This is a genomic window from Streptosporangium sp. DT93, assembly GCF_049844535.1.
In the GTDB taxonomy this organism is placed as follows: Bacteria; Actinomycetota; Actinomycetes; order Streptosporangiales; family Streptosporangiaceae; genus Streptosporangium.
Window position 1 is genome coordinate 194,546 of record NZ_JBNCLF010000016.1, and the last position, 21,397, is coordinate 215,942.

Consider the following 21,397-nt stretch of genomic DNA (forward strand, 5'->3'; position numbering starts at 1 on the left):
GGCGGCTCGGCCCGGGCACCCGATCCGGGGGCGGCTCCGAGTGATCTTCCTCGCGTGACCCGCCTCGCCCCGCCAAGACTTGAATGAGTCAACATATTTAGCTATTCATTTTATTGGGGTATGTTGGGGCCATGACCGCATCCCAGCCCCCGACCACCGCCGAGGAGCTGCGAGGTGCCGGCCTGCGGGTGACGGCCGCCCGTGTCGCGCTGCTCGAAACCGTACGGAACGGTGATCACCTCGGGGTCGAGGCGCTCACCTCGGGCGTGCGCGACCGTATCGGCCAGGTCTCCCTCCAGGCCGTGTACGAAGGACTCCACGCGCTCACCACCGCGGGGCTCGTCCGCCGTATAGAACCGCCGGGCAGCCCGGCCCTGTTCGAGGGTCGGGTCGGCGACAACCACCACCACATCGTGTGCCGGTCGTGCGGCGTCGTCGCCGACGTCGACTGCGCGGTCGGCGAGGCGCCCTGCCTGACCGCGTCCGACGATCACGGCTTCGCGATCGACGAAGCCGAGATCATTTACTGGGGCGTGTGCCTCGACTGTTCCACCGCAAGCTGATCCGGAAGGATTTTCATGACCGAGAACAACGACGCGACCGGCTTCGACCCGAAGAGCGGGGGTGCAGCAGGCGGTTGCCCGGTCGCGCACGACTCCGTGACCGCGCACGGCAGCGAGAGCGAGAACCCGGCCATCGACTCGCCGACCCCGAAGACCGGCGGTCGCCCCCACACCAACCGGGACTGGTGGCCCAACCAGCTCGACCTGTCGATCCTGCGCACCCACTCCTCCAAGAGCAACCCGCTGGGGGAGGACTTCGACTACGCCAAGGCGGTCGAGCAGCTCGACGTCGAGGCTCTCAAGCGGGACATCACCGAGGTGCTCACCACCTCGCAGGACTGGTGGCCGGCCGACTTCGGCCACTACGGCGGCCTGATGATCCGGATGAGCTGGCACGCCGCCGGCACCTACCGCATCCACGACGGCCGCGGCGGCGCCGGTGACGGCTCCCAGCGCTTCGCCCCGCTCAACAGCTGGCCCGACAACGCCAACCTCGACAAGGCCCGCCGCCTGCTGTGGCCGGTCAAGCAGAAGTACGGCCAGAAGCTCTCCTGGGCCGACCTGCTCGTGCTCGCCGGCAACGTGTCCCTGGAGTCCATGGGCTTCAAGACCTTCGGCTTCGCCTTCGGCCGCGAGGACATCTGGGAGCCCGAGGAGATCATCTGGGGTCCCGAGGACGCCTGGCTGGGTGACGAGCGCTACGTCGCCGACAACGAGATGTCCCCGGACGTCGGCGCGGCCGAGATGGGCCTCATCTACGTCAACCCGGAGGGGCCCCGCGGCAGCGCGGACCCGCTCGCGGCGGCGTACTTCATCCGCGAGACCTTCAGGCGGATGGCGATGAACGACGAGGAGACCGTCGCCCTCATCGCCGGTGGTCACACGTTCGGCAAGACCCACGGCGCCGGGCCCGCGGACGACCACGTGGGCCCCGAGCCCGAGGCCGCACCGCTGGAGACGCAGGGGCTGGGCTGGCTGAGCACGTACGGCAGCGGCAAGGCCGGGGACACGATCACCAGCGGTCTGGAGGTGACGTGGACCGACGTGCCGACCCAGTGGAGCAACCGCTTCTTCGAGATCCTCTTCGGCTACGAGTGGGAGCTCACCACCAGCCCCGCCGGCGCCAAGCAGTGGGTCGCCAAGGACGCCGAGGCGATCATCCCCGACGCCCACGACCCGTCGAGGAAGCACCGGCCGACGATGCTCACGACGGACCTGTCGCTGCGCGTCGACCCGGCGTACGAGAAGATCTCCCGCCGCTTCCTGGAGCACCCCGAGGAGTTCGCGCTGGCCTTCGCCAAGGCCTGGTACAAGTTGCTGCACCGCGACATGGGTCCGGTCAGCCGCTTCCGCGGACCGTGGGTCGCCGAGCCCCAGCTGTGGCAGGACCCGGTGCCGGCCGTCGAGCACGAGCTGGTCGGGGAGGGCGACATCGCCGCCCTGAAGGCCAAGGTCCTGGAGTCCGGCCTCACCACCGCCCAGCTGGTCTCCACCGCCTGGGCCTCCGCCGCGAGCTTCCGTTCCACCGACAAGCGCGGCGGCGCCAACGGCGCCAGGATCCGCCTGGAGCCGCAGCGGAGCTGGGAGGTCAACCAGCCCGAGCAGCTCGGGAAGGTCCTGGACACCCTCGAGGGCATCCGGAGGGAGTTCAACGAGGCCGGCGGCGCGAAGATCTCGCTCGCCGACCTGATCGTGCTGGCCGGCTCTGCCGCCGTCGAGAAGGCGGCGCGCGACGCCGGCGTGACGGTGACGGTGCCGTTCCGCCCGGGTCGCACCGACGCCACCCAGGAGCAGACCGACGTCGAGTCCTTCCAGGTCCTGGAGCCCCGCGCCGACGGGTTCCGCAACTACCTGGCCGACGGCGTGAAGCTCCAGCCGGAGACGCTGCTCGTCGACCGTGCCTACATGCTCAACCTGACCCCGCCCCAGATGACCGTCCTCCTGGGCGGCCTGCGCTCCCTCGGGGCCAACGTCGGCGGCACCGGGCACGGCGTCCTCACCGACCGTCCCGGCGTGCTCACCAACGACTTCTTCGCCAACCTGCTCTCCCCGGGCACCCGGTGGAAGGTGTCGGAGTCCGAGGAGCACGTGTACGAGATCCGTGACGTGAGCACCGGCGAGGTGAAGTGGACCGCCACCGCGGTCGACCTCGTCTTCGGCTCCAACTCCCAGCTGCGGGCCCTCGCCGAGGTCTACGCCAGCCAGGACGCCTCGGAGAGGTTCGTGACGGACTTCGTCGCGGCCTGGACCAAGGTCATGGAGCTCGACCGGTTCGACCTCGCCTGATCCGTTCCCCCGACGAGCCCGGCCGGGCACCACGCCCGGCCGGGCTCGTCCGTCGTCAGCCCCGTTCGGGCCACCCTCCGCGGCGCGGTCCTCACGTTCCCCGAGGACCGGTACGACCCGTACCGGCCGCCCGGCGGGATCAGGTGAGGTTGCGCAACCGCGTCCCGATCCCGCAGTTCTGGGACACCGCCCCCAGCCTGTGGTCGTGGCCGGTGGTGAGACCGTTCACCTTGGGTGACGTGGTCCCGGGGTGAGGCGGTCGCCAGTACTCGCGCCAGCGCCCGTTCCCGCACACGCGGCCGACGAAGCCGGCTCCGTGCGGGAGGTAGCGAGGCTTGATGTCGGTCCCGTCGGGGAAGGTCGCGTCCGAGAGCAGGTTCGGGCCACGGCAGGAGCCGTCCGGGGACGCGTGGACCGGAGGCGTGAGGCCGAGCGGCGCCTGGCGGTCATCCGTCACGTCGAACAGGTCCCGGGCAGCGTCGCGCCGACGTGCCACCACCACGGAACCAGCCGACGGGTCTGCCACATCACCGTCACGAGACATGGGACCGGTCCCGCCGATCACACGGCGGGACCAGAACCCAAGATCTTCATCGGCCTTCCATCGGCCCTTTCCGGCTGCTCAGTATCCGCGCGCCCAGGGCGAACAGTTCGCGGTGCCCGAACCGGCACACACCCTGAGCTGATCGATGCTGCCACCGTCGGCCGGTCGCTCCGATCCACAGCCGTCAGCGGACCCGTTGGCGTCGCCGACGAAGTCGCGCAGTCCCTTGGAGGTGACGTACTCCGTACGGATGCCGAGGTTGTCGGCCCTGACGTCGCAGGCCCGAACCATGGTGCTGCCGCTGTATGACGTACCGGAGCCGGCCTTGGCTCCATTGACGTACGTGACCACCGTTACGTCCGCCGCGCTCGCCGGAGCCGCGGAGAAAAGCATTCCCAGTGCCGCCACCGCGGTGAGCCCCATCATGCGCACTGACTTGCCCATACTTCCTCCCTGCATCAAGCGGCGAACACCTCACCGAAATTACTCGTGATGGATCCGCCGCGTTCCCGTTGAACAAGAACATCGCAATCATCGGGCGATCTGTCATTGACCGGTCGCGCCAGGTCCTTGCCGTTCAGCGCCTGATCTCCGCCGGCGGCACCGCCACGGTCGCCGGCCAGAAGATCCGGGCCGGCAGTGCGCACGTCCGCAGGACCTCGGACGTGAGCGGTCGAGGCCCCCCATCTCACCGTCCACGTCGACGACGTGAGACCTGACGATCTCTCGCCTGATCACGCAGGAGCACGGCCGAGAATCGACGTCGTCCCGAAGGGCGAACGTGTGGTCGTCCAAACGAAGATCACGCGGAGGACGCCCGTCAGGAAAGACGTGGCCGAATAACTCGTCGCAGGAATCGAGCGGTACAAGGGGCGCCCGGATTCCGGGGCTGTCGCCGGCCTGACCTGAGATCCAGGCATCGCATCGATGATTCCCACGGATTCGAGCACGATCCGGCACGCAGGCACGACGGCCTCACGGCCTACGTACATGCGATCCGATGAAAAACGTCTCGGCCCGTCTGCGATTTCAAGCGGCGGCCAAACCTCTCGATCTTCAAATCGCAAGGGGCCGGCCTGAAACGGCCCACCCTCGTCGCGCATACCGGGATCATGCCGTGCGAAAGATCCTCAAGCGTGGGTGGGCTGCACCGGATCGCGTCACTCCTCGCCGGAGAACCGCTCCCACGCGGACTGGCGGGTGATCCCGAGAGCCTCCCCGAGCCTGGCCCAGGTGACGCCGCGCCGGCGCAGTTCCTGTGCCCACGAGCGCAGGTCGGCCTCGGCCCGGTCGATGTGCGCGGCGACGCGCGGAATGTGGCTCAGCATCTCCTCGTCGGTCAGCGACTCCCACATGGGCACGTGCGGTCCCGCGGTGCTTTCGGGGCTTCCGCCGATGATCGACGCGGACAGAGCCACGCACTCGTCGCAGATGTACACGCCGGCGGCCGGGTGCTCAGGGCGGTGGGGGATTCGCCCTCAGCGCGCGCACCTGGGGTGCGCAGACGGTGAACGCGGCGGCCGCGCAGACGAGCACGGCACACCCCGCGAGGGTGGGCCGGACGCCCAGTTCGCGCGCCCCGATGCCGGCCGCCGCCACCGCCACCGGAGCGAGCGCCAGCGACCCGAACCAGTCGTAGGCGCTCACCCTCGACACCGCGTGAGCGGGAACGTGCTGCTGGACGACCGTGTCCGCGACGACCATCAGCAGGCCGTTGCCCACACCGGCGACGACGGCGCCGGCCACCACGACGGGCACGGGCAGGGCGGCGGCCAGCAACGCGATGGGGACGGCGCCGGCGGGAAGGAGCAGTGCCGCGACGAGGGCGGGGCGAGGGGGCCGGACCCAGCGGGCGACGACCGCGCCGGCCAGGGTGCCGACCGCCTGACCGGCGAGCACCGCGGACCACGCCCGGGGCCCGCCCAGATAGGACTGGGCGGCGAACGGCCCGAGCACCCCGGTGACGGCCGAGGCGACGGCGTAGGCGACCGAGTAGCCCGTGACGAGGACCCACAGCCACTGGCGGCCGGTGAACTCCCGCCACCCCGCGACGAGCTCCCCGGCCATCCCGGTCCCCGGGAAGGAGGCCGGGGCGGCCGGTCGCAGCGCGGCGAGGAGCACGGCCGCCAGCAGGTACGTGACGGCGTCGACCGCCAGCGCCCACCCGGCACCGGCCCACGCCACCGTCGGACCGGCGACGACGAGTCCCACCGTCCGCGCCGTGTACGTGGCGGAGCGCAGCACCGAGTTCGCCCGGGGCCGCTCGGACGCGGGCACGACGTGCACCACCATCCCGGTCAGCGCCGGTCCCACCGGGGCGGCCGCCGCACCGGCGACGACCGCGCAGGCCGCCAGGAGGGGGACGGGTGCGCTGCCGGTGCCCACCATGACCGCCATGCCGCCCCACGCGAGACCTGCGGTCACCTCCGCGGTGGCCAGCAGGACGGTTCTCGGGAGACGGTCGGCGAGCACACCGCCGAGCAGGACCAGCAGCAACTGGGGAAGCGTCTGGCAGGCCACGACCAGCGACAGCGTGCCGGTGTCGGCCCCGGGCAGGCCGAGGACGCCGAACCCGAGCGCGACCGGCCCGAAGCCGGTGCCCGCCGAGGAGACGACCCGCGCGGCGAGCAGCAACCGGAAGTCGCGCCGCCACCCCGCCGCGTCCGGCCGCCGGGCCGTCGCGACCCGCCGCGCGTTCGTCATGGACCCGCAATGTACGCCCAAGATCCTGTGACGACGCTGAGCCGGACCGGGAGGATCCGGCGCGGCCCTCCGGTGGCGGAAGAGGCCGAGCCCGTGAGCGGGAGGAGCACCTCCGCCTCATGGATCAGGGTCTCGGTGGCCGCGAGGCGTGCCGGATCATCCCGGGCCGTGGCGCTCCGGGCCGTGGCGCTCCGGGCAGGGGCACTCCGGGCAGGGGCACTCCGGGCAGGGCGACGCCGGGTCCACCTCGCCGTCAGGTTCGCCCGGATGATCCTCCGGCCACGGTGCCTGATGGAGTGACGGCCGGTTCACATCGTGACCGTCTCCCGCGAGAAGGGGATGTGTCGAGCACCCACCGAGCGAGCACGGGCCCTTACGACTCCGCGGACGAGACCACCCGCGCGGCCGTCGAGGCCGCGTCCGCTCCGCGGGAGGTTGGAGAAACGGTGGTTCCCGGCGTGAGGAACGACCCCGCAGGGGTTGCCGTCCAGCTTGTTCTGCCTGGTCAGAAGGCACTTTTGAGTAGGGCGCCTGGGACTCGAACCCAGAACCTACGGATTAAAAGTCCGCAGCTCTAACCATTGAGCTAACGCCCCGCAGGTGACAGCGTACCGAGGATAGTGTCCACTAACGTCCGTCGCCAGGCCCATTCATGGTCACCTGTTTGCGGAACGGCAGGTGGAGGGCCGGGGCGGCTCCTAGAGTGGCAGGCATGACGAGCTCGGGGCCTGAGCCCGCCCGCGGTCCCCATGTCTCCACCGTGTCCACGCGGCAAGGGTATGTCGTGGTGGACGTGGAGACCACCGGATTCTCCCCGGCGAGGGGCGACGGGATCTGCGAGATCGCGCTCGTCTCGCTGGACGCCCGGGGCGAGACCGTCGGCGAGTGGCACTCGCTGGTCGACCCCCGCCGCTCCACCGGGGCCGTGCACGTCCACGGCATCACCGGCGCGATGGTCACGGGCGCGCCGGTGATCGAGGAGCTGCTGGACGAGATCTGGCGGCGGGTCGCCGGGCGGGTCCTGGTGGCCCACAACGCCTCCTTCGACCTGCGTTTCCTGCGGCCGCTCCCCGGCAGCGAGTGGGTGAGCCAGACCCTGTGCACACAGCGGCTGGCCCCCTCCTTCCTGCCGGACGGCAGGTGGACGCTGGCCGCGTGCTGCGAGCGCGCGGGCATCCCGCTCACCCGCGCCCATGCCGCCCTGGCCGACGCCCGCGCCACCGCCGAGCTGCTCCGCTTCTTCCTGGCGAACGGCGCCTCCTGGGAGGACGAGCTCCGCAAGGCGGACGAGACCCCCGAGTGGCGGCCCTCCGGCCTGCTCCAGAGGCTTCCCCGCCCGCGCTGAGCCCGCGCCGGCCCAGGCCCGCCTCGACGTCCAGGCGGGCGCGGCGCGGACGCCGACGTGGACCTGGACGTGAGGATCCGGGCGGACGTCAGCGGTAGGCGGCGATCCCGGTCAGCGCCTCGCCGAGCACCAGCGTATGGATCTCCTGCGTCCCCTCGTAGGTCAGCACGCTCTCCAGGTTGTTCATGTGCCGGATCACCGGGTACTCCAGCGTGATCCCGTTGCCACCCAGGATGGAGCGCGCCTGACGGGCGATGTCCAGGGCGGCGCGGACGTTGGCGAGCTTGCCGAAGCTCACCTGACGCGGCGTGAGCGTCCCCGCGTCCTTGAGGCGTCCCAGGTGCAGGGCGGTGAGCTGCGCCTGCCCCAGGCCGACGTACATCCAGGCGAGTTTCTCCTGGGTCAGCTGGAAGCCGCCGATGGGCCGCCCGAACTGGACGCGGGAGGTGGAGTAGTCGACGGCCGACTCCAGGCAGGCGCGGGCGGCGCCGACCACGCCCCAGACGATCCCGAAGCGCGCCTCCGACAGGCACGACAGCGGGCCCTTGAGCCCCTGCACGCCGGGCAGTACGGCCGACGCCGGGAGGCGGACGTCGTCGAAGAAGAGGGAGGAGGTCACCGAGGCCCGCAGCGACATCTTCTTGTGGATCTCCGGGGCGGTGAAGCCCGGGGTGTCCGCCGGCACCACGAAGCCGCGGACGCCCTCCTCGGTCCGCGCCCAGACCACGGCGACGTCGGCGATCGAGCCGTTGGTGATCCACGTCTTCGAGCCGTTGAGGATCCAGTCGCCCGAGGCGTCCCGCTCGGCGTGGGTGCGCATGCCCGCCGGGTCGGAGCCGTGGTCGGGCTCGGTCAGGCCGAAGCAGCCGATCGCCTCGCCCGCGGCCATCCGGGGGAGCCACTCCTCCTTCTGCTCGTCCGAGCCGTACTTCCAGATCGGGAACATCGCGAGCGAGCCCTGCACGGACACGAACGACCGCAGCCCGGAGTCGCCGGCCTCCAGCTCGCGGCAGGCCACGCCGTAGGAGACCGCGTCCAGTCCCGCGCAGCCGTACCCGTCCAGGTGCATGCCCAGCAGGCCGAGCGAGCCGAGCGCCGGGGCGAGCTCGCGGGCGGGGAAGGCGGCCTCCTCGAACCAGTCGCCGACGTGCGGGAGCACCCGGTCGGAGACGAGGTCCCGTACGGTGTCGCGGATGAGCCGCTGCTCCTCGGAGAGCTCGTCGTCGATGCGCAGGAGATCGTCCATGGTGTCCCTCTCTCGTCGGCCCTGTCAGGGTATTGCCGAGCAGGACGGGGTGCATGTCAGGGTCGCGCCAGGGGGAATCCCGATGTGAGGGAGCCCCGTCTCCGGGCATCCTCGATACATGAACGAAAACGACTTCTCAGGCGTCAAGAAGCTCCAGCGGACCAGGGACGGGCGCATCGTCGCCGGTGTGGCCTCCGGCCTCGGACGGTACGTCGGCGTCGACCCCAACATCATCCGCGCGGCCCTCGCCGTCGCGACCTTCTTCGGGGGTCTCGGCGTGGCCGTGTACGCGATCGGCTGGGCGCTCCTTCCCGAGGAGGGGCGGCAGAGGTCGGTCCTGCAGGACGTGATCGACAAGAACAAGGACAACCCGATCTGGGTGGACGCCAGGACCAAGGCCGAGCAGAGCTGGGCCAAGGCCACCAGCCGCCACGCCGGGCCGCAGTCCGCGCACGACTACCCCACCCACCAGGAGCCCTTCCCGCCGGCTCCCGAGCCCATCGTCTCCCCGACGCCGTACCAGGCGCCGAGGCAGGGCGACGACACCCGCCTGCAGGGGTGAGTCAGGTGTCCGCCTCCGCGCGGACCCTCTCGATGATCTCCCTGCGGGATCCCCTCCAGAGCACGGCCAGCGCGGCCGCCGTGACCAGCCCGGCCGCGCCGGCCAGTGCCACCACCGTCTCGGGGCCGAGATGGTCGGCCGCCACCCCGCCGGCCAGGATGCCGATGCCCTGGGAGGCCAGCAGGCCCGACTGGACGAGCCCGAAGGCCTGGCCGCGCTGCGCGGCCGGCACGCACTGCACGAACGCGGCGTTGGCCGCGAGCTGGTAGGCCCCGCCCAGGCCGGAGACGAACCACAGCAGCAGCACCACCGCGAGCGGCGGCCTGACCGCGCAGAGCATCAGGGGCGCGCAGGTCAGCATCGCCATCCAGCCCATCGACCGCAGCCGGTTCGACGGGCTGACGTAGCGGCTGAACAGGAACGCGCCGACGACCGTCCCGGTGGGCATGGCGGCCATCAGCAGGCCGGTCACCAGGGAGAGCCGCCGGGGATCACCGGTCAGCTCCCCTGCGTACGGGGTCGCGATCCCCTCGGGCAGCACGTAGAAACCGCACAGCCACGCGAAGAGCACCAGGGTCCGCAGCCGGGGGTCGCCGAAGACCAGCCTGGCGCCGGCCCGGGTCATCCTCCACATCGAGGGCCGGCTCTCGTCGGCGGAGACGGGCGCGGGACGCCGCCGTACTCCCGAGACGATGATGAGCGCGGAGGCCAGGTAGGTGGCCGAGTCCAGGGCCAGCGCGCGGTACGGGCCCATGCTCATGATCAGGACGCCGCCGAGGGCGAAGCCCAGCATCTGCGCGCCCTGGTTGGTCATGTTCTGCAGGGCCGAGCCCGCGACGTAGCGGTCGCCCTGCAGCAGTTCCGGCAGCAGGGCCGCCCGCGCCGCCGAGAACGGCGCGCTGAGCAGCACCACGCAGAAGACCAGCACGCACAACGTGGAGAACGAGGTGCCGGGGAGCGCCATGAGCCCGACCAGGACGGCCCGCAGCAGATCGCAGGCGATCATGACGCGCCGCCGGGCGTAGCGGTCGGCGAGTCCCGCGAGCAGCGGCCCCCCGACGATCGGCGGCAGGTAGGTCAGGGCGTAGACCGACGCCGTCGCCAGGGGGGAGTCCGTCCGCTCGAAGACGAGGACGGACAGGGCGACCCGCGAGAGCTGGTCGCCGAGGAGGGAGAACCCCTGGCCGATCCAGAGCGCGCGGAACTCCCTGACGGCGATGACCTCGCCATAGGTCGCTCGGCGTTCCGCCGGACGGCGGTGCCGACCGGGTAGTCGGCCGGACTTGGTGGCCGCCATAGGACTCCGCTGAGTTCGCAGGCACACTGACTGTGGGTGGTCGCTGTGTGACCTACGGTGCCTTCTGTGGAGCCTGCGCGCAACCGAAAGCAATCAAACGCATGCAAACCGTAACGATAAGCGATGACATTTCGGAACGGCCGCATTTGGTGGGTGTTCCGGGGGTACCTACCAGCCCAGCTCGTGCAACCGGTCATCATCGATCCCGAAATGGTGAGCGATCTCGTGAACGACGGTTATCTGCACCTCCTCGACGACCTGATCCTCGGAGTCGCACATCGCGCAGATCGGCCCCCGGTAGATCTCGATGCGGTCGGGTAACACTCCCGCGTACCAGTCCCCGCGCTCCGTGAGTGGAATACCGGTGTAGAGACCTAGAAGCCCTGGTTCGGGCGGATCGTCCACGACGACCATCACCACGTTGTCCATGACCTTCGTCAGCTCGGGGGGGATGGTGTCCAGAGCCTCGGCCACGAGTTCCTCGAACTTCTCCCGCGAGATCTCGATCACACACGTCATTCTGCCTCCGTAATCGGGGGTAGAGGTGGAGGCGCATGAAACTCGCTGATCTGGCCCCCCGGGCCCGCCGTCTCGCCGGCGGGCGTCTCTCCCGCGCTCTCGCGCGGGCCGTCGCCGTCGCCGCCGTCGCCCTGGCCGGCGCCTGGCTGGGCATCATGCTCGGCGGGACCGTACGGGCCAACGTCGGCCCGGTGGAGCTGGGCATGGCGGCCGAGCCCTCCTGGAGCGGTGAGACCGTCGTGGACGCCCACCCCTTCGGCACCCTCCTGTTCGACACCCACAACGCCCCGGTCGGCCTGCGCGTGACCCTGGAGAACATCAACCCCGACCGGGCCAGGGGCTTCCTGGACGACCCCAGGTACTCCGCGGACCGGCTCCCCGCGCTCCTGGAGGAGGAGCTGGGCGCCGGGGTCAGGACGCTGATCCTGCGCGCCGCGTTCTGCGGCCTGGCGGGTGCCCTGGTCACGTCCCTGGTCGTCTTCCGCAGGCCGGGGCCGGCCCTGGCGGGCCTGCTGGGCGTCGCCGTGGCGATCGCCGGCACGGGCGCGGCCATCGCCCTGACGTTCCGGCCCGACTCGGTGGTGGAGCCCAAGTACACCGGCCTGCTGGCCGGGGCGCCCTCCCTGGTCGGCGACGCCGAGTCGATCGTGACCAGGTTCGAGTCCTACCGGGTGCAGCTCGCCAAACTGGTCAACAACGTCTCCCAGCTCTACGACGTGGTCTCGGCCCTCCCCGTCTACGACGCCGACCCCACCTCGATCCGGGTGCTGCACGTCTCCGACGTCCACCTCAGTCCCATCGCCTGGAACCTCATCCGCTCCGTCACCGCCCAGTTCAAGATCGACGCGATCATCGACACCGGCGACATGACCGACCACGGCACCGGCCCCGAGGACAGGTTCGTCGAGGAGATCGGCACCTTCGGCGTCCCGTACGTCTTCGTCAGGGGCAACCACGACTCCGCGACCACCCAGCGGGCGGTGGCCCGGCAGAAGGGGGCGGTCGTCCTCGACGGCCAGGCCGCGACCGTGGCCGGGCTGAGGATCTACGGCCTCGGCGACCCCCGGTTCACCCCCGACAAGACCGTCCCGGTCGACTCCGACCTCGAATCCCTGGCGGCCCTGGGCCGCTCGCACGCCGACAGGCTGGCGCGGCTCCCCAAGCAGGTCGACCTGGTCGCCGTGCACGACCCCACGATCGCCAAGGGGTTCTCCGGCGCGGCCTCGCTGGTCCTCACCGGTCACTCGCACGTGCGCTCCACCGAGCTGCTGCCGTCGGGGACCCGGGTCCTGGTCCAGGGATCCACCGGAGGCGCGGGCCTGCGGGCGCTCGAACACGACGAGCCCACCCCGGTCGAGGCCTCGGTTCTCTACTTCGACGCGCAGACGCACCGGCTGCGGGCCTGGGACGACATCACCCTCGGAGGGCTCGGCGAGCAGTCGGTGCAGATCCAACGTCACGTGGAGACCGACCCTGGCCGTACAATTTCTCCTGTGCCGACGACCGCTCCGTCTCCGACGGGGTCGGTCGGCGTCACACCGACGCCGTAGACCGCTAACCGCTTTGGCATCGGGGCAAAAGTCCCCTATGCTTCAGAGGTCTCCAGCGGAGCACGGCGAAGGAACGGGACGCGAGTCCCGGGCCCCCATCGTCCAGTGGCCTAGGACACCGCCCTTTCAAGGCGGCGACACGGGTTCGAATCCCGTTGGGGGCACGCTGAGCCAAGGCTCACCAGGGAAACGGAAGGTCGAAGACCTCCGGAAAACTGGTAGGCTAAGCAAGGCAAGAAAGACCGGGACGAAAGCCCCGAAACGCAAGGTCCTGTAGAGCAGTTTGGAGTGCTCGCCACCCTGTCAAGGTGGAGGTCGCGGGTTCAAGTCCCGTCAGGACCGCTCTGGTAGGTGTTCGATCCACCACCGAGGTCAGGTAGCTCAGTCGGTACGAGCGTCCGCCTGAAAAGCGGAAGGTCGGCGGTTCGACCCCGCCCCTGACCACAGTAACTAAGCAGGAAAGACGCCCCGAACGAACATCGTTCGGGGCTTTTTTGAATCCTCGGTGACAGCAACATCGCCGGAGCATGGTGGGCGGCAGAGGAACACCAGGACGTGTCAGGAACCGGCTGATCTACGAATCGTTCACCACAAGCCGCAGCCCTAAAGCCCGGTAGATCAGCAGGGCTTGCAGATCCGTGTCGTCGTCTACTCCTTTGACCAGCGCTGTTCTATAATCGCACAGTGAGCACCGCAGACGGGGATGAGCTGGGCGAGCGCATCGCACATGCTCGGCAGCGCGCTGGAATGACGCAGGCCGACCTGTCCGTCGCGGTGGCGCTCGACCGTTCCAGCCTTGCCAAGATTGAGAACGGCAGTCGCCGGGTGTCCGCCCTGGAGTTGGCCCGCATTGCTCGCGCAGTGAACGAACGGATCGAATGGTTTTTCCGGCCTGCGCCACCCGTTGTGATCTCTCACCGCAACCTTCAGGAACCCGGTGCGGCCAGCCCCGCCATTGACCGCCTGATCGAGAGGGTTGCGCGAAACGTCGAGTTCGTCGTCGAGCGCGGCAGACAGGCACAGCCGGACACCCCCGCTCTCAACAGGCCCGGCACTGCGGCGCAGGCTGAGGACATTGCCGCGAGAGCCCGCGCCTTATTGGGCACCGATCCCACTGATCCCGTCTCGGCGCTGGTCGATCGTATGGCCGCTCAAGGCCTGTTCGCGTTCTCCTTCGATTTGGGCACCGATGCCGCCGATGCCGCCTCCCTGCTGCTCCGCGCAGGCGGCGTGGCAATCGTCAATGGTGCCCGTCACGTAGGCCGCCGCCGCTTGGCCCTGGCGCACGAGTTTGGCCATTTTCTGTTTGCTGACGAGTACACCGTGGACTGGCGGATCGCCGAGCAGGACGGTGTCGAAGGCTGGGAGTCGCGCCTGGACCGGTTCGCCCGCGCGTTTTTACTGCCCGAGGCCGGCCTGCGCGAGGAATTTCGCCGCCTAACCAACGAGGGCACCGACCTGCGCACGATCGCGGTGAAGCTCGGCAGCTTCTACCAGGTGGATATGGCGACGTTGGCGCGCCGCATGGTTGAGATCGGGCTGATCTCTGTCTCGGATGCTCGCCTTGTCCGATCGGTACGCACCGGCAAGGCTGACATCGTCGAACTGAACCTGGTGGTCAAACACGAACTCGAACCGCCCTGCCTGCCTAATCCTTACGTCAAGTCTGTCCTTTCCCTGTATCGCGGCTCTGAGATCTCTGCTGCCCGTGCGATCGACCTGCTGTTCGACACATGGACCGAGGACGAGCTTCCCCAAGTGCCGGAGCTGCCAGAGAAGGCGATCTGGGAGTTCGTCTCGTAATGGAAGATACGGGCGAGGCATTCGTCTTCGACACGGGCCCGCTGAGCGCCTTCGCCACCAACAACTGGTTGGGTGTGCTCAAGGCGGTGGTCGGTAAACGCCGTGCCCTCGTTCCGGATGTCGTAGTAGCGGAACTGATGGAGGGTGAGGCGAAAGATTCGCGCATCGGCGCCGCGCTCACTGCGGATTGGATCGAGCACTACGGGCTGAGGTCCCAAGCTGAGATGGAGGCGTTCGCTGACTTCTCCGAACTGCTGGTCGTCGGCAACAAGAACGTCGGTGAGGCGGGCGTGCTTGCCTTGGCGCGTACGATGGGGGCCACGGCTGTCCTGGACGACAGTGCAGCGAGGAAGGCTGCGGCCTCCTTTAACGTCGACTGCTGCCCCACTTTGCGGCTGCTGTGCTGGTCTATCAGGGACGGCCTGCTGACTGTCCCGCTCGTCGCCGAACTGGCTGATGACTTGTTGTCCAGCAAGTATCACCTGCCGTTTCGGCGTGGTGGTTTCCAGCTGTGGGCTGAGGAGAACGGCCTTCTTGACAGCCCCTGAGCCACGCCACTGGATTCCGGGTGCACATGCATGGATATCGATCAAGTGGAAAGAGCTGTCGAGCAGGCACTTCTGGTGGCAGCAGGCGCTACAGACCGTCTCGACCTGACTTGTAGTGCATAAGTTGTGGCGGATGAAGTGACAGCACTGCTGACATCGCCGTCCTGACGTGACGGCCACGCATCACCCAAAGCAGACCAGCCGAAGCCGCACTGTCAAGCATCAGCCGAAGTAGGACAATTCCACGATGTCGAATGATGCTTTACAGGAAGTCTCGCGCTCTGATCCATCATCCTGCGCCCAGACGCAGCGACGAACAAGGCGAACCGATCGGCCGGGAAGCGACGTCTATGAATCATGAAGCTTTCCACGTCGATCGGTCTTGGCCTGGCGGCAGCCGGGGTGTGCGGGGCGGCCCTGCTCCTCTTGGGAGCGGTTGGTGAATCACCACCCGTACCGTCCATCTGTCCGCAATTCTGGGGCGGCAACGACATCGGTGGCTGGGTGCCCGCGCGCGCCGACATCGACGGCGTGGAGAAGTCGCTCGTCCCCGGCTCGCCCATGAAGGCTCTCATTTGCGCCTACCCCGGGGACAACGCGCGTCCGGGTGGTGAGCGGCTGGCCGGTTCGCGCACGCTGACGGACCAGGCGACGGCGATGGCCCGTGACCTCGCATATCTCCCGGTGACCACCACCCCCATGGGCCGTCCATGTGGGCTGGTGGGGGGACCGATGACCAATTACCTCATCCGGTTTGCCTACCCCGACGGCCGCGCCCTGTGGATGGGCAGCGCCGAGGAGGTCAACCGCTGTGTGAGAACCACCAACGGCACCGCCGGCAGCAACTCCTACGTCGGGTCCGCCATCACCACCGCCTACAGGGACGGGATCTGGCGGCCCGTACCCCCGGAGGACCCCTGCCGAGGCCCCGGCGACCGCCGAGGGCAGGACGAGCTGATGGTTCCCGGACGCCCCGGCCGGCTCACCGTGTGCAGGGAGGCCACGTACTCAAGACCGCCCTACCGCAAGCGGCACAACAGGGACATCGCCCGCGTCCTGGCCGCGACACTGAACTCCCTGGACACCGTACCGAGCGAGAACACCTGCAAAGGGCTCGGAGCCACCAGCGAACGCGGCATACGACTCATATTCGACTACCCGCAAGGACCCGCCGCCGTGGTCGACATCTCGACGAACTGCGCCCCCGCCATCAACAACGGCCTGCTCCAAGCCGACCTGGACGCCTCCGTCCGCGATCAGATCCTTCGTCTCGCCCCACCGTGAGGATGAAACATGCAGGCGAATTCCGATGATCTTGAGCGTATGGCGACTGTCGTGATGCCCTCATCCGGTGCTTCACGAGGTGTCGCTGAGCGGGCCACCGTGGTCGCGGGTCCAAGCCCAAGGGGTAGGCCGGGAGAGGCACCGACGCCAACCTCGCCAGGGAATCAGCTGCACCCGTTGTGTCGGTCGACGCTGAGAGCATGACGAGATGATCGCAAAACCCGCCGACTACACCTGGCTCGTTGAATCGGTGGACGGCGCCTGCCTCACCTACGTCCACGGCCTGACGCCCGAGGAAGTGATAGCCCGGCGCGGTGGCCGGCCGGAAAGCTTCACCCCCACGTCGTTCTGGGACATGGGCGGCACCGTCGAGTCCGGCGAGCCCCTCGGCGTGACGACCATCGGCGACTGGGTGCTGACCATCGAGTCCGGTGGGAGCGGCATCGCCGAAGAAGTGATCATGCCCTTGTCGGCCGGCACCCGCGTCGTGTCCCACTATTTTCTCAGCATCAAGGACCTCGACCACTTCTACTGGATCGAGGACGGCGAGCTCCGGTTCTGCTTCATCGCCCAGGAGGGCTACAGCGAGGAGGTGCCAGATGAGCTCGTGGAGACCATGGAACGGATCGACGCCCTTTATCCCCCACTCCCCACCCCCCACAGAGGGCCGATGTTCCTCCTGGCCGAGCGCCTCACCGGGATCACGCTGACACCACACCTACTGGAGGAGCCCACATACCTGGGCGGAGCCGTTCCCGAACCCCGGTCCTGGACGGTGCCCTGGCCGCAACGAGCCGGATACGGCGGGAACAGCCCTGACCGATAAAGATCATCAAAGCTTGTGGACTTGTCAGGGCTCAGGACACGTGTGACAGAGCCGAAAACCGCACGGTGCCGCGCAGCGCGGAGAGGTGGAGCTGGAGCCGGATGCCGTCTTGGGGATCGCGTGACGGCGGTCGGCGGAATCCTGCTCGTCAGGTCTACCGGTAGAGGGTGGACTGGGCGTCTTCCCTCAAACGCCGCGCCACGCGTCCGGCCGCCCTGTCGAGTTCCCCTTCGATCCGCTCCCATCCCGCAGCGGACACTTCAGGCGCCAGATATGGCAGTGCCAGTACGCGTTGTATGCGCAGGTACGTCGGCGGATGGGTCGTGTCGACCCCGATCCGCTCAAGGCGGGCGAACTCGCGGTGTCGTTCGAGCTCGGTCTCGGCAACGGCGTCCACGTGGGACCGGAGAGCCGTCCACAGGTTCCCCGTTCTGACAGCCACCGCGCTGGATGCGAGGAAGTCGCCGACCGAGTGCGTCCTGGTGGCCAGGACGTCCAGAAGAGAGGCTGCGGCTGCGGTGCCTGCTATCTGGGCCTGCATCTCGTCGGCACGGTATTCGGCGTGCTGGGACGAGCGGTTCAGCAGGAGTTCCAGCAGGAAGATCAAAACGCGGACGGGAATGCCCAGGATCGCGAGGAGGCACCCGGTGACGAGCATGGACACGCCGTCGCCGGGGTGCCACCCGAAACCGGTAACGATGCGGAGTTCGTGGAGTGAGTGCAGGGCACTGCCGACGACGAGGCCGTGCCTGGCGTCGCCGTTCTTGGAGTGGGCCATCTCGTGGGCCAGGAGGGCGACGCGTTCCTGCGGGGTGAGGATCAGCCAGAGAGGGTAGCCGAGCTCCACCAGACGGTCGCGTCGCCAACCGTAGGTACGGAATGAGGCATTGACCGCTCCGCTGACGGCGATCAGGTCCGCCCGGGGGCTCCCCAGCTCTTCGCCGATGCGGTCGACGAGAGCGTACAGATGGGGAGCGTCCTCGCGAGCGAGGGGTACGGCGGAGGCGGGGAAGGGGGCGGGGCGGGGACGCAGCAGCCAGGCAAGGTCGAGGACCACGAGACCGAAGAGAACGCCGCCCACCGTCAGCCGGGTGACCAGGTACATGCCGGTGACCAGGAGGGCCGGTGCCAGAAGGTGGACGACCGAGGCAAGGATGTAGCCGCCGGCTCGGGACACGCGACCGGTCGCTCGGCGCGCCTGGACGGGGGCTGACGGAGGGGGTGGGAAGGGGGCGGGGGAGAGCGGAGGCTCCTGAGACGCGCTCGGTGTTTCGGCCGGTAGATCGGTGGACACGACGCACAAGGTGCCAGAACCCGAGCGTGGCGGCAAGACGCCGGTACGCCGAGAGACGGTGTGGTTCCGGGGGCTGGGGTGGTCCTGGGCCATCCGGTTCGCGGTTACCGATGAAAGGGGGTGGGGTGATGGCGTCCCGGATCGGCTGTCGAGGTCTTTTCGTCATCGTGCCTTGCTGTCCAACAGCCATGGCCGAGAAGCGCGAGAGATGACGACGGCAGTGACGACGTACGCCAGGTGGCCGGGGAATCACGTGGAGCCTTCCGGGCGAGCTGGATTCTTGTGGTGAGACCTCTTCTACCGGAGGCTCCGCGCCCGTTTTCGGCCGTCACCGGCCTCTCCCGATGAGCCCGGAATTTTATCGTTCGTGTCTCGGAAATCTCCGCTGTCGGAACCATTCCTCTGGGATCAACTCATTGAATAGCTGAAACTTTCAGTGCCGTTGACGGTATTCGACACCGACCGTATTGTTCGATCATCGCCTATGCGCGCGTCTTTCGTCGCGCGCACTTCCTGACAGGAGAGGCCAATGGCAGAACGGTACGTCCGTCGGCGACGGCGCCTGACCATGTGGCTGGTGGCCGCCTTGCTCGGCGCGTTCACCGTTGTCACACCCGCCGATGCCGCCGCCACCACCTGCACGCTGACGTTCCAAGCCAACTACCGGGGGACCGTCGGCGGGCAGTACAGGTGGCAGATCGACGCGCGGCTGACCAACACCGGCACGACATCGTCGACCACCTGGGGGGCGGTCATCGACTTTCCCCTCTCGGCGGGCGCGGCCGTTCACCTGTTCTGGAACGCGAAGAGGCTCTCGACGAACGTGTGGGGACCGGCGTCGTGGAATGGCCCCATCCTGCCGAACCAGTACGCGTACTTCGGGTTCGAGGTCGGCATGCCTATGACGACCACCGCGCCGCCTCTTCCCACTTCCAGTCAGTGCACCATCACCTACTGATGAAACGGGCGAGTCCATGGGGCTCGTCCGTTCGTCGGTTTTCGATGTGTCATGGGATGGGGAAGTTCTCGTATTCTCCGACGACGTCCGTCCGGGCCATGAGCGTGGCGTGGTCGTCGCCCGCATAGGTCAGATCGGCGCTCATGTATGTACCGTCGGCGAGGAACGTGATGGTGTCAATATCCGGACGAGCTGAACGAGGCCCTCGACATGCTGAAGGGCCTGGATCACTTTGATACGTCCAGTTCAGGCCCATTTTGGCATTGAACAGGGCGAGAAACCGCAGGTCAAAGCATAGTGAAGCACGACGCGTAGCGAATGAGTGTCCATATGTGGACATATCCGTGATGTTCTGGTGCCATCGGGCAAAGCGTCTAGGCCGCCCGCGTGGGGCCAATGCCCAACCGGTAACGGTGAAGGTCAGGAAGTGAGGCAAGAAGAAAGGACTCGTCGTGAAGATGTCCGCGACCGCCGGCCGGAAGGCCGGGCTCGTACTGCTGGGAACGACGCTGGTGGGAGGACTGTTGGCCAGCCCTCCGCCGGCCAGTGCCACCAGCTGGAACTGCCGGGTCGTCACCGCACAGGACGTGCGGTGGTTCACCTCCTCCACCGGAAGCGCGACCAACCCCCCGCACACCCTGTACAACGGCTACCTGTTCAAGAGCTTCGGCGTGTCCAACGGCCGGTACAGCGCGCAGATCGTCTACCCCTACGCGGCCGCCGGCTGGGTGACCGCCGACAGCCAGTACGTGTCGCGCGTGCCTGACAGCACCTGCAACTGGTGATGCCGGCCCGCCCGCGGCGGGCGGGGTGACCGCCGTCCCCCGGACATTCAGGGCCGTGTCCGGGGGACACTCCGCTGCCCTGCCATGAGGAGGGACACGACGACGTCCCGCCTCTTCGGGCGGCGGGACGTCGTCGTCTCGTCAGGAGCCGGTTCGACGGAGGCGTTCGGCGAGGGTGTCGTCGTGGGGCAAGCTGATGGCGTGAGTGTCCATGTGCCCTCCGACGACGCCGGAGCCCCCCGGGCGCAGGCCGGTCCCAATCCGCAGCACCTGCTGACGACCCTGCTCGGCGAGTACCTCGACTCCTCGGACGCCGACCTTCCGTCGACGGCGGTGGTCGCGATGCTCGGGGAGTTCGGCATCAGCGAGTCCAGCGCGCGGGCCGCGCTGTCCCGGCTGACCAGGCGCGGCCTGATCGCCGTGCGGGGAGCCGTGCGGGGAGCGGGGCGGGGAGCGGGGCGGCCGCCGGTGTACCACCTCACGCCCCAGGCGATCGCCAGGCACCGCTCCCGGATGGATCATTTCCTGAGCTTCGGCGCGCGCCCGCCGCGCTGGACCGGTGAGTGGGTGACCGTCTCCTTCTCGATCCCCCAGCCCGGCCAGGCGCCACGGCACGCGGTCCGCAGGGCCCTGGGGGCGCTGGGGTTCGCGCGGCTGTACGACAGCGTGTGGATCCGGCCCGGATCCGACTCCGGTCCGGTGAACCAGGCGCTGCACGACATCCTGAACGACGTCGACGTCGACGGTGGTCGGTGATGCACGCCCGTTTCGACGACGAGACCCGCCCGCACGGCCCGGCCGCCGCCTACGACCTGGCCGGCCTCGCCTCGGCCTACGAGGCTTTCGTCGCGCGGTACGCGGACCTGCGGACGGCCGTACGCGACGGGGAGGTCGACGCGACCCGGGCGCTGGTGGCCAGGACCTCCGTCATGGATTCCTGGCGCAGGTTCCCCGACACCGACCCGGACCTTCCCGAGCACCTCCCGCCGGCACCGTGGCCCCGCCGGGCCGCCAGGGACCTCATGCTGGAGATCCACTCCGCTCTCGGCTCGCCCGCCGAGGCGCGGCTCGTCCGGGTCGCGACACCGTACTGGCCCGACGCCGCGTCCTGGATCACCCACTTCCGGGTCTCGGAGACCTTCGTACCGGTCCCGGCCGGCGGGGACGGCTGAGGGAAACTTTCATTCGCCCGGACGACCGATCGGCCGCCGAAGCGCGTTTCCCTACGGCCGCGGCACGCCGGTCTCCCGACCGGCCACCGTCCGCCGCGGTCCCCTTGGAGCG

22 protein-coding genes and 4 tRNA genes are annotated in these 21,397 nt (G+C 68.8%); 16 read left to right on the forward strand and 10 right to left on the reverse strand.

The window, feature by feature from the left end:
• The first annotated feature begins 131 nt into the window (after positions 1-131).
• Positions 132-563, forward strand: a complete 432-nt coding sequence (locus ACLQ2R_RS29765; protein ID WP_425964205.1) for a Fur family transcriptional regulator — start codon at positions 132-134, stop codon at positions 561-563.
• 15 nt (positions 564-578) lie between these two features.
• Positions 579-2,849, forward strand: a complete 2,271-nt coding sequence (gene katG, locus ACLQ2R_RS29770; protein ID WP_425964207.1) for a catalase/peroxidase HPI — start codon at positions 579-581, stop codon at positions 2,847-2,849.
• Positions 2,850-2,988: 139 nt separating this feature from the next.
• Here the strand turns inward: katG and ACLQ2R_RS29775 are convergent, their stop codons facing one another.
• The 6 genes from ACLQ2R_RS29775 to ACLQ2R_RS29800 form a co-directional block, all read right to left on the reverse strand.
• Entirely contained in the window at positions 2,989-3,351 is a 363-nt protein-coding gene (locus ACLQ2R_RS29775; RefSeq protein ID WP_425964209.1) for a hypothetical protein, read from the reverse strand.
• 120 nt (positions 3,352-3,471) lie between these two features.
• Positions 3,472-3,837 carry a hypothetical protein gene (locus ACLQ2R_RS29780; protein ID WP_425964211.1) on the reverse strand — a complete coding sequence of 122 codons (366 nt, stop codon included), beginning with the start codon at positions 3,835-3,837 and terminating at the stop codon, positions 3,472-3,474.
• Between the two features lie 14 nt (positions 3,838-3,851).
• A complete protein-coding gene (locus tag ACLQ2R_RS29785) occupies positions 3,852-4,040 on the reverse strand; it encodes a hypothetical protein (RefSeq protein ID WP_425964213.1) in 189 nt (62 codons plus the stop codon).
• Between the two features lie 513 nt (positions 4,041-4,553).
• Entirely contained in the window at positions 4,554-4,811 is a 258-nt protein-coding gene (locus ACLQ2R_RS29790) for a hypothetical protein (protein WP_425964215.1), read from the reverse strand.
• A gap of 37 nt (positions 4,812-4,848) precedes the next feature.
• Positions 4,849-6,096: an MFS transporter gene (locus ACLQ2R_RS29795; protein ID WP_425964217.1), complete on the reverse strand. Its 1,248-nt coding sequence runs from the start codon at positions 6,094-6,096 to the stop codon at positions 4,849-4,851.
• Between the two features lie 523 nt (positions 6,097-6,619).
• A tRNA-Lys gene (locus tag ACLQ2R_RS29800) sits at positions 6,620-6,692 on the reverse strand.
• Between the two features lie 164 nt (positions 6,693-6,856).
• Here ACLQ2R_RS29800 and ACLQ2R_RS29805 point away from each other — a divergent pair.
• Positions 6,857-7,441 carry an exonuclease domain-containing protein gene (locus ACLQ2R_RS29805; protein ID WP_425964219.1) on the forward strand — a complete coding sequence of 195 codons (585 nt, stop codon included), beginning with the start codon at positions 6,857-6,859 and terminating at the stop codon, positions 7,439-7,441.
• 88 nt (positions 7,442-7,529) lie between these two features.
• Here ACLQ2R_RS29805 and ACLQ2R_RS29810 read toward each other — a convergent pair whose 3' ends face one another.
• Positions 7,530-8,687 carry an acyl-CoA dehydrogenase family protein gene (locus ACLQ2R_RS29810; protein WP_425964221.1) on the reverse strand — a complete coding sequence of 386 codons (1,158 nt, stop codon included), beginning with the start codon at positions 8,685-8,687 and terminating at the stop codon, positions 7,530-7,532.
• Between the two features lie 118 nt (positions 8,688-8,805).
• Between ACLQ2R_RS29810 and ACLQ2R_RS29815 the strand changes: the two genes are divergently transcribed.
• Positions 8,806-9,249 carry a PspC domain-containing protein gene (locus ACLQ2R_RS29815; protein WP_425964223.1) on the forward strand — a complete coding sequence of 148 codons (444 nt, stop codon included), beginning with the start codon at positions 8,806-8,808 and terminating at the stop codon, positions 9,247-9,249.
• A gap of 1 nt (position 9,250) precedes the next feature.
• Here the strand turns inward: ACLQ2R_RS29815 and ACLQ2R_RS29820 are convergent, their stop codons facing one another.
• Together ACLQ2R_RS29820 and ACLQ2R_RS29825 are read right to left on the reverse strand one after the other, a co-directional pair.
• Positions 9,251-10,546, reverse strand: coding sequence for an MFS transporter (locus ACLQ2R_RS29820; RefSeq protein ID WP_425964225.1), 1,296 nt, complete (start codon positions 10,544-10,546; stop codon positions 9,251-9,253).
• 168 nt (positions 10,547-10,714) lie between these two features.
• The gene (locus tag ACLQ2R_RS29825; protein ID WP_425964227.1) at positions 10,715-11,065 is read right to left on the reverse strand and encodes a metallopeptidase family protein; all 351 of its coding nucleotides are present in this window, start codon (positions 11,063-11,065) and stop codon (positions 10,715-10,717) included.
• Between the two features lie 35 nt (positions 11,066-11,100).
• Between ACLQ2R_RS29825 and ACLQ2R_RS29830 the strand changes: the two genes are divergently transcribed.
• The 8 genes from ACLQ2R_RS29830 (at position 11,101) to ACLQ2R_RS29865 (ending at position 17,076) form a co-directional block, all read left to right on the forward strand.
• On the forward strand, positions 11,101-12,615 hold the full coding sequence (locus tag ACLQ2R_RS29830) for a metallophosphoesterase family protein (RefSeq protein ID WP_425964229.1): 1,515 nt from the start codon (positions 11,101-11,103) through the stop codon (positions 12,613-12,615).
• 91 nt (positions 12,616-12,706) lie between these two features.
• Positions 12,707-12,779, forward strand: a tRNA-Glu gene (locus tag ACLQ2R_RS29835).
• 103 nt (positions 12,780-12,882) lie between these two features.
• Positions 12,883-12,957 (forward strand) — tRNA-Asp (locus tag ACLQ2R_RS29840).
• Positions 12,958-12,985: 28 nt separating this feature from the next.
• Positions 12,986-13,059 (forward strand) — tRNA-Phe (locus ACLQ2R_RS29845).
• Between the two features lie 240 nt (positions 13,060-13,299).
• Entirely contained in the window at positions 13,300-14,418 is a 1,119-nt protein-coding gene (locus tag ACLQ2R_RS29850) for a helix-turn-helix domain-containing protein (RefSeq protein ID WP_425964231.1), read from the forward strand.
• Positions 14,418-14,966 carry a hypothetical protein gene (locus ACLQ2R_RS29855; protein ID WP_425964233.1) on the forward strand — a complete coding sequence of 183 codons (549 nt, stop codon included), beginning with the start codon at positions 14,418-14,420 and terminating at the stop codon, positions 14,964-14,966. The genes ACLQ2R_RS29850 and ACLQ2R_RS29855 overlap by 1 nt, the downstream gene beginning before the upstream one ends.
• Positions 14,967-15,470: 504 nt before the next feature.
• A complete protein-coding gene (locus tag ACLQ2R_RS29860; RefSeq protein WP_425964235.1) occupies positions 15,471-16,250 on the forward strand; it encodes a hypothetical protein in 780 nt (259 codons plus the stop codon).
• A gap of 208 nt (positions 16,251-16,458) precedes the next feature.
• Entirely contained in the window at positions 16,459-17,076 is a 618-nt protein-coding gene (locus tag ACLQ2R_RS29865) for a DUF6461 domain-containing protein (RefSeq protein ID WP_425964237.1), read from the forward strand.
• Positions 17,077-17,230: 154 nt separating this feature from the next.
• Here the strand turns inward: ACLQ2R_RS29865 and ACLQ2R_RS29870 are convergent, their stop codons facing one another.
• Positions 17,231-18,253, reverse strand: coding sequence for a M48 family metalloprotease (locus tag ACLQ2R_RS29870; RefSeq protein ID WP_425964239.1), 1,023 nt, complete (start codon positions 18,251-18,253; stop codon positions 17,231-17,233).
• Positions 18,254-18,899: 646 nt separating this feature from the next.
• Between ACLQ2R_RS29870 and ACLQ2R_RS29875 the strand changes: the two genes are divergently transcribed.
• The 4 genes from ACLQ2R_RS29875 to ACLQ2R_RS29890 all read left to right on the forward strand — a co-directional run bounded on the left by ACLQ2R_RS29875 (position 18,900) and on the right by ACLQ2R_RS29890 (position 21,285).
• Entirely contained in the window at positions 18,900-19,328 is a 429-nt protein-coding gene (locus ACLQ2R_RS29875) for a cellulose binding domain-containing protein (RefSeq protein ID WP_425964241.1), read from the forward strand.
• A gap of 452 nt (positions 19,329-19,780) precedes the next feature.
• Positions 19,781-20,113, forward strand: coding sequence for a hypothetical protein (locus tag ACLQ2R_RS29880; RefSeq protein WP_425964243.1), 333 nt, complete (start codon positions 19,781-19,783; stop codon positions 20,111-20,113).
• Between the two features lie 201 nt (positions 20,114-20,314).
• Positions 20,315-20,869: a hypothetical protein gene (locus tag ACLQ2R_RS29885; RefSeq protein WP_425964244.1), complete on the forward strand. Its 555-nt coding sequence runs from the start codon at positions 20,315-20,317 to the stop codon at positions 20,867-20,869.
• A complete protein-coding gene (locus ACLQ2R_RS29890; protein WP_425964246.1) occupies positions 20,869-21,285 on the forward strand; it encodes a PaaX family transcriptional regulator C-terminal domain-containing protein in 417 nt (138 codons plus the stop codon). The genes ACLQ2R_RS29885 and ACLQ2R_RS29890 overlap by 1 nt, the downstream gene beginning before the upstream one ends.
• Positions 21,286-21,397 lie beyond the last annotated feature (112 nt).

Bases quoted from the DNA above. Each gene is read 5' to 3' on its own strand.
- ACLQ2R_RS29765 (WP_425964205.1), top strand. From the start codon at position 132: ATGACCGCATCCCAGCCCCCGACCACCGCCGAGGAGCTGCGAGGTGCC.
- katG (WP_425964207.1), top strand. From the start codon at position 579: ATGACCGAGAACAACGACGCGACCGGCTTCGACCCGAAGAGCGGGGGT.
- ACLQ2R_RS29780 (WP_425964211.1), bottom strand. From the start codon at position 3,837: ATGGGCAAGTCAGTGCGCATGATGGGGCTCACCGCGGTGGCGGCACTG.
- ACLQ2R_RS29795 (WP_425964217.1), bottom strand. From the start codon at position 6,096: ATGACGAACGCGCGGCGGGTCGCGACGGCCCGGCGGCCGGACGCGGCG.
- ACLQ2R_RS29810 (WP_425964221.1), bottom strand. From the start codon at position 8,687: ATGGACGATCTCCTGCGCATCGACGACGAGCTCTCCGAGGAGCAGCGG.
- ACLQ2R_RS29815 (WP_425964223.1), top strand. From the start codon at position 8,806: ATGAACGAAAACGACTTCTCAGGCGTCAAGAAGCTCCAGCGGACCAGG.
- ACLQ2R_RS29820 (WP_425964225.1), bottom strand. From the start codon at position 10,546: ATGGCGGCCACCAAGTCCGGCCGACTACCCGGTCGGCACCGCCGTCCG.
- ACLQ2R_RS29825 (WP_425964227.1), bottom strand. From the start codon at position 11,065: ATGACGTGTGTGATCGAGATCTCGCGGGAGAAGTTCGAGGAACTCGTG.
- ACLQ2R_RS29830 (WP_425964229.1), top strand. From the start codon at position 11,101: ATGAAACTCGCTGATCTGGCCCCCCGGGCCCGCCGTCTCGCCGGCGGG.
- ACLQ2R_RS29855 (WP_425964233.1), top strand. From the start codon at position 14,418: ATGGAAGATACGGGCGAGGCATTCGTCTTCGACACGGGCCCGCTGAGC.
- ACLQ2R_RS29865 (WP_425964237.1), top strand. From the start codon at position 16,459: ATGATCGCAAAACCCGCCGACTACACCTGGCTCGTTGAATCGGTGGAC.
- ACLQ2R_RS29875 (WP_425964241.1), top strand. From the start codon at position 18,900: ATGGCAGAACGGTACGTCCGTCGGCGACGGCGCCTGACCATGTGGCTG.
- ACLQ2R_RS29890 (WP_425964246.1), top strand. From the start codon at position 20,869: ATGCACGCCCGTTTCGACGACGAGACCCGCCCGCACGGCCCGGCCGCC.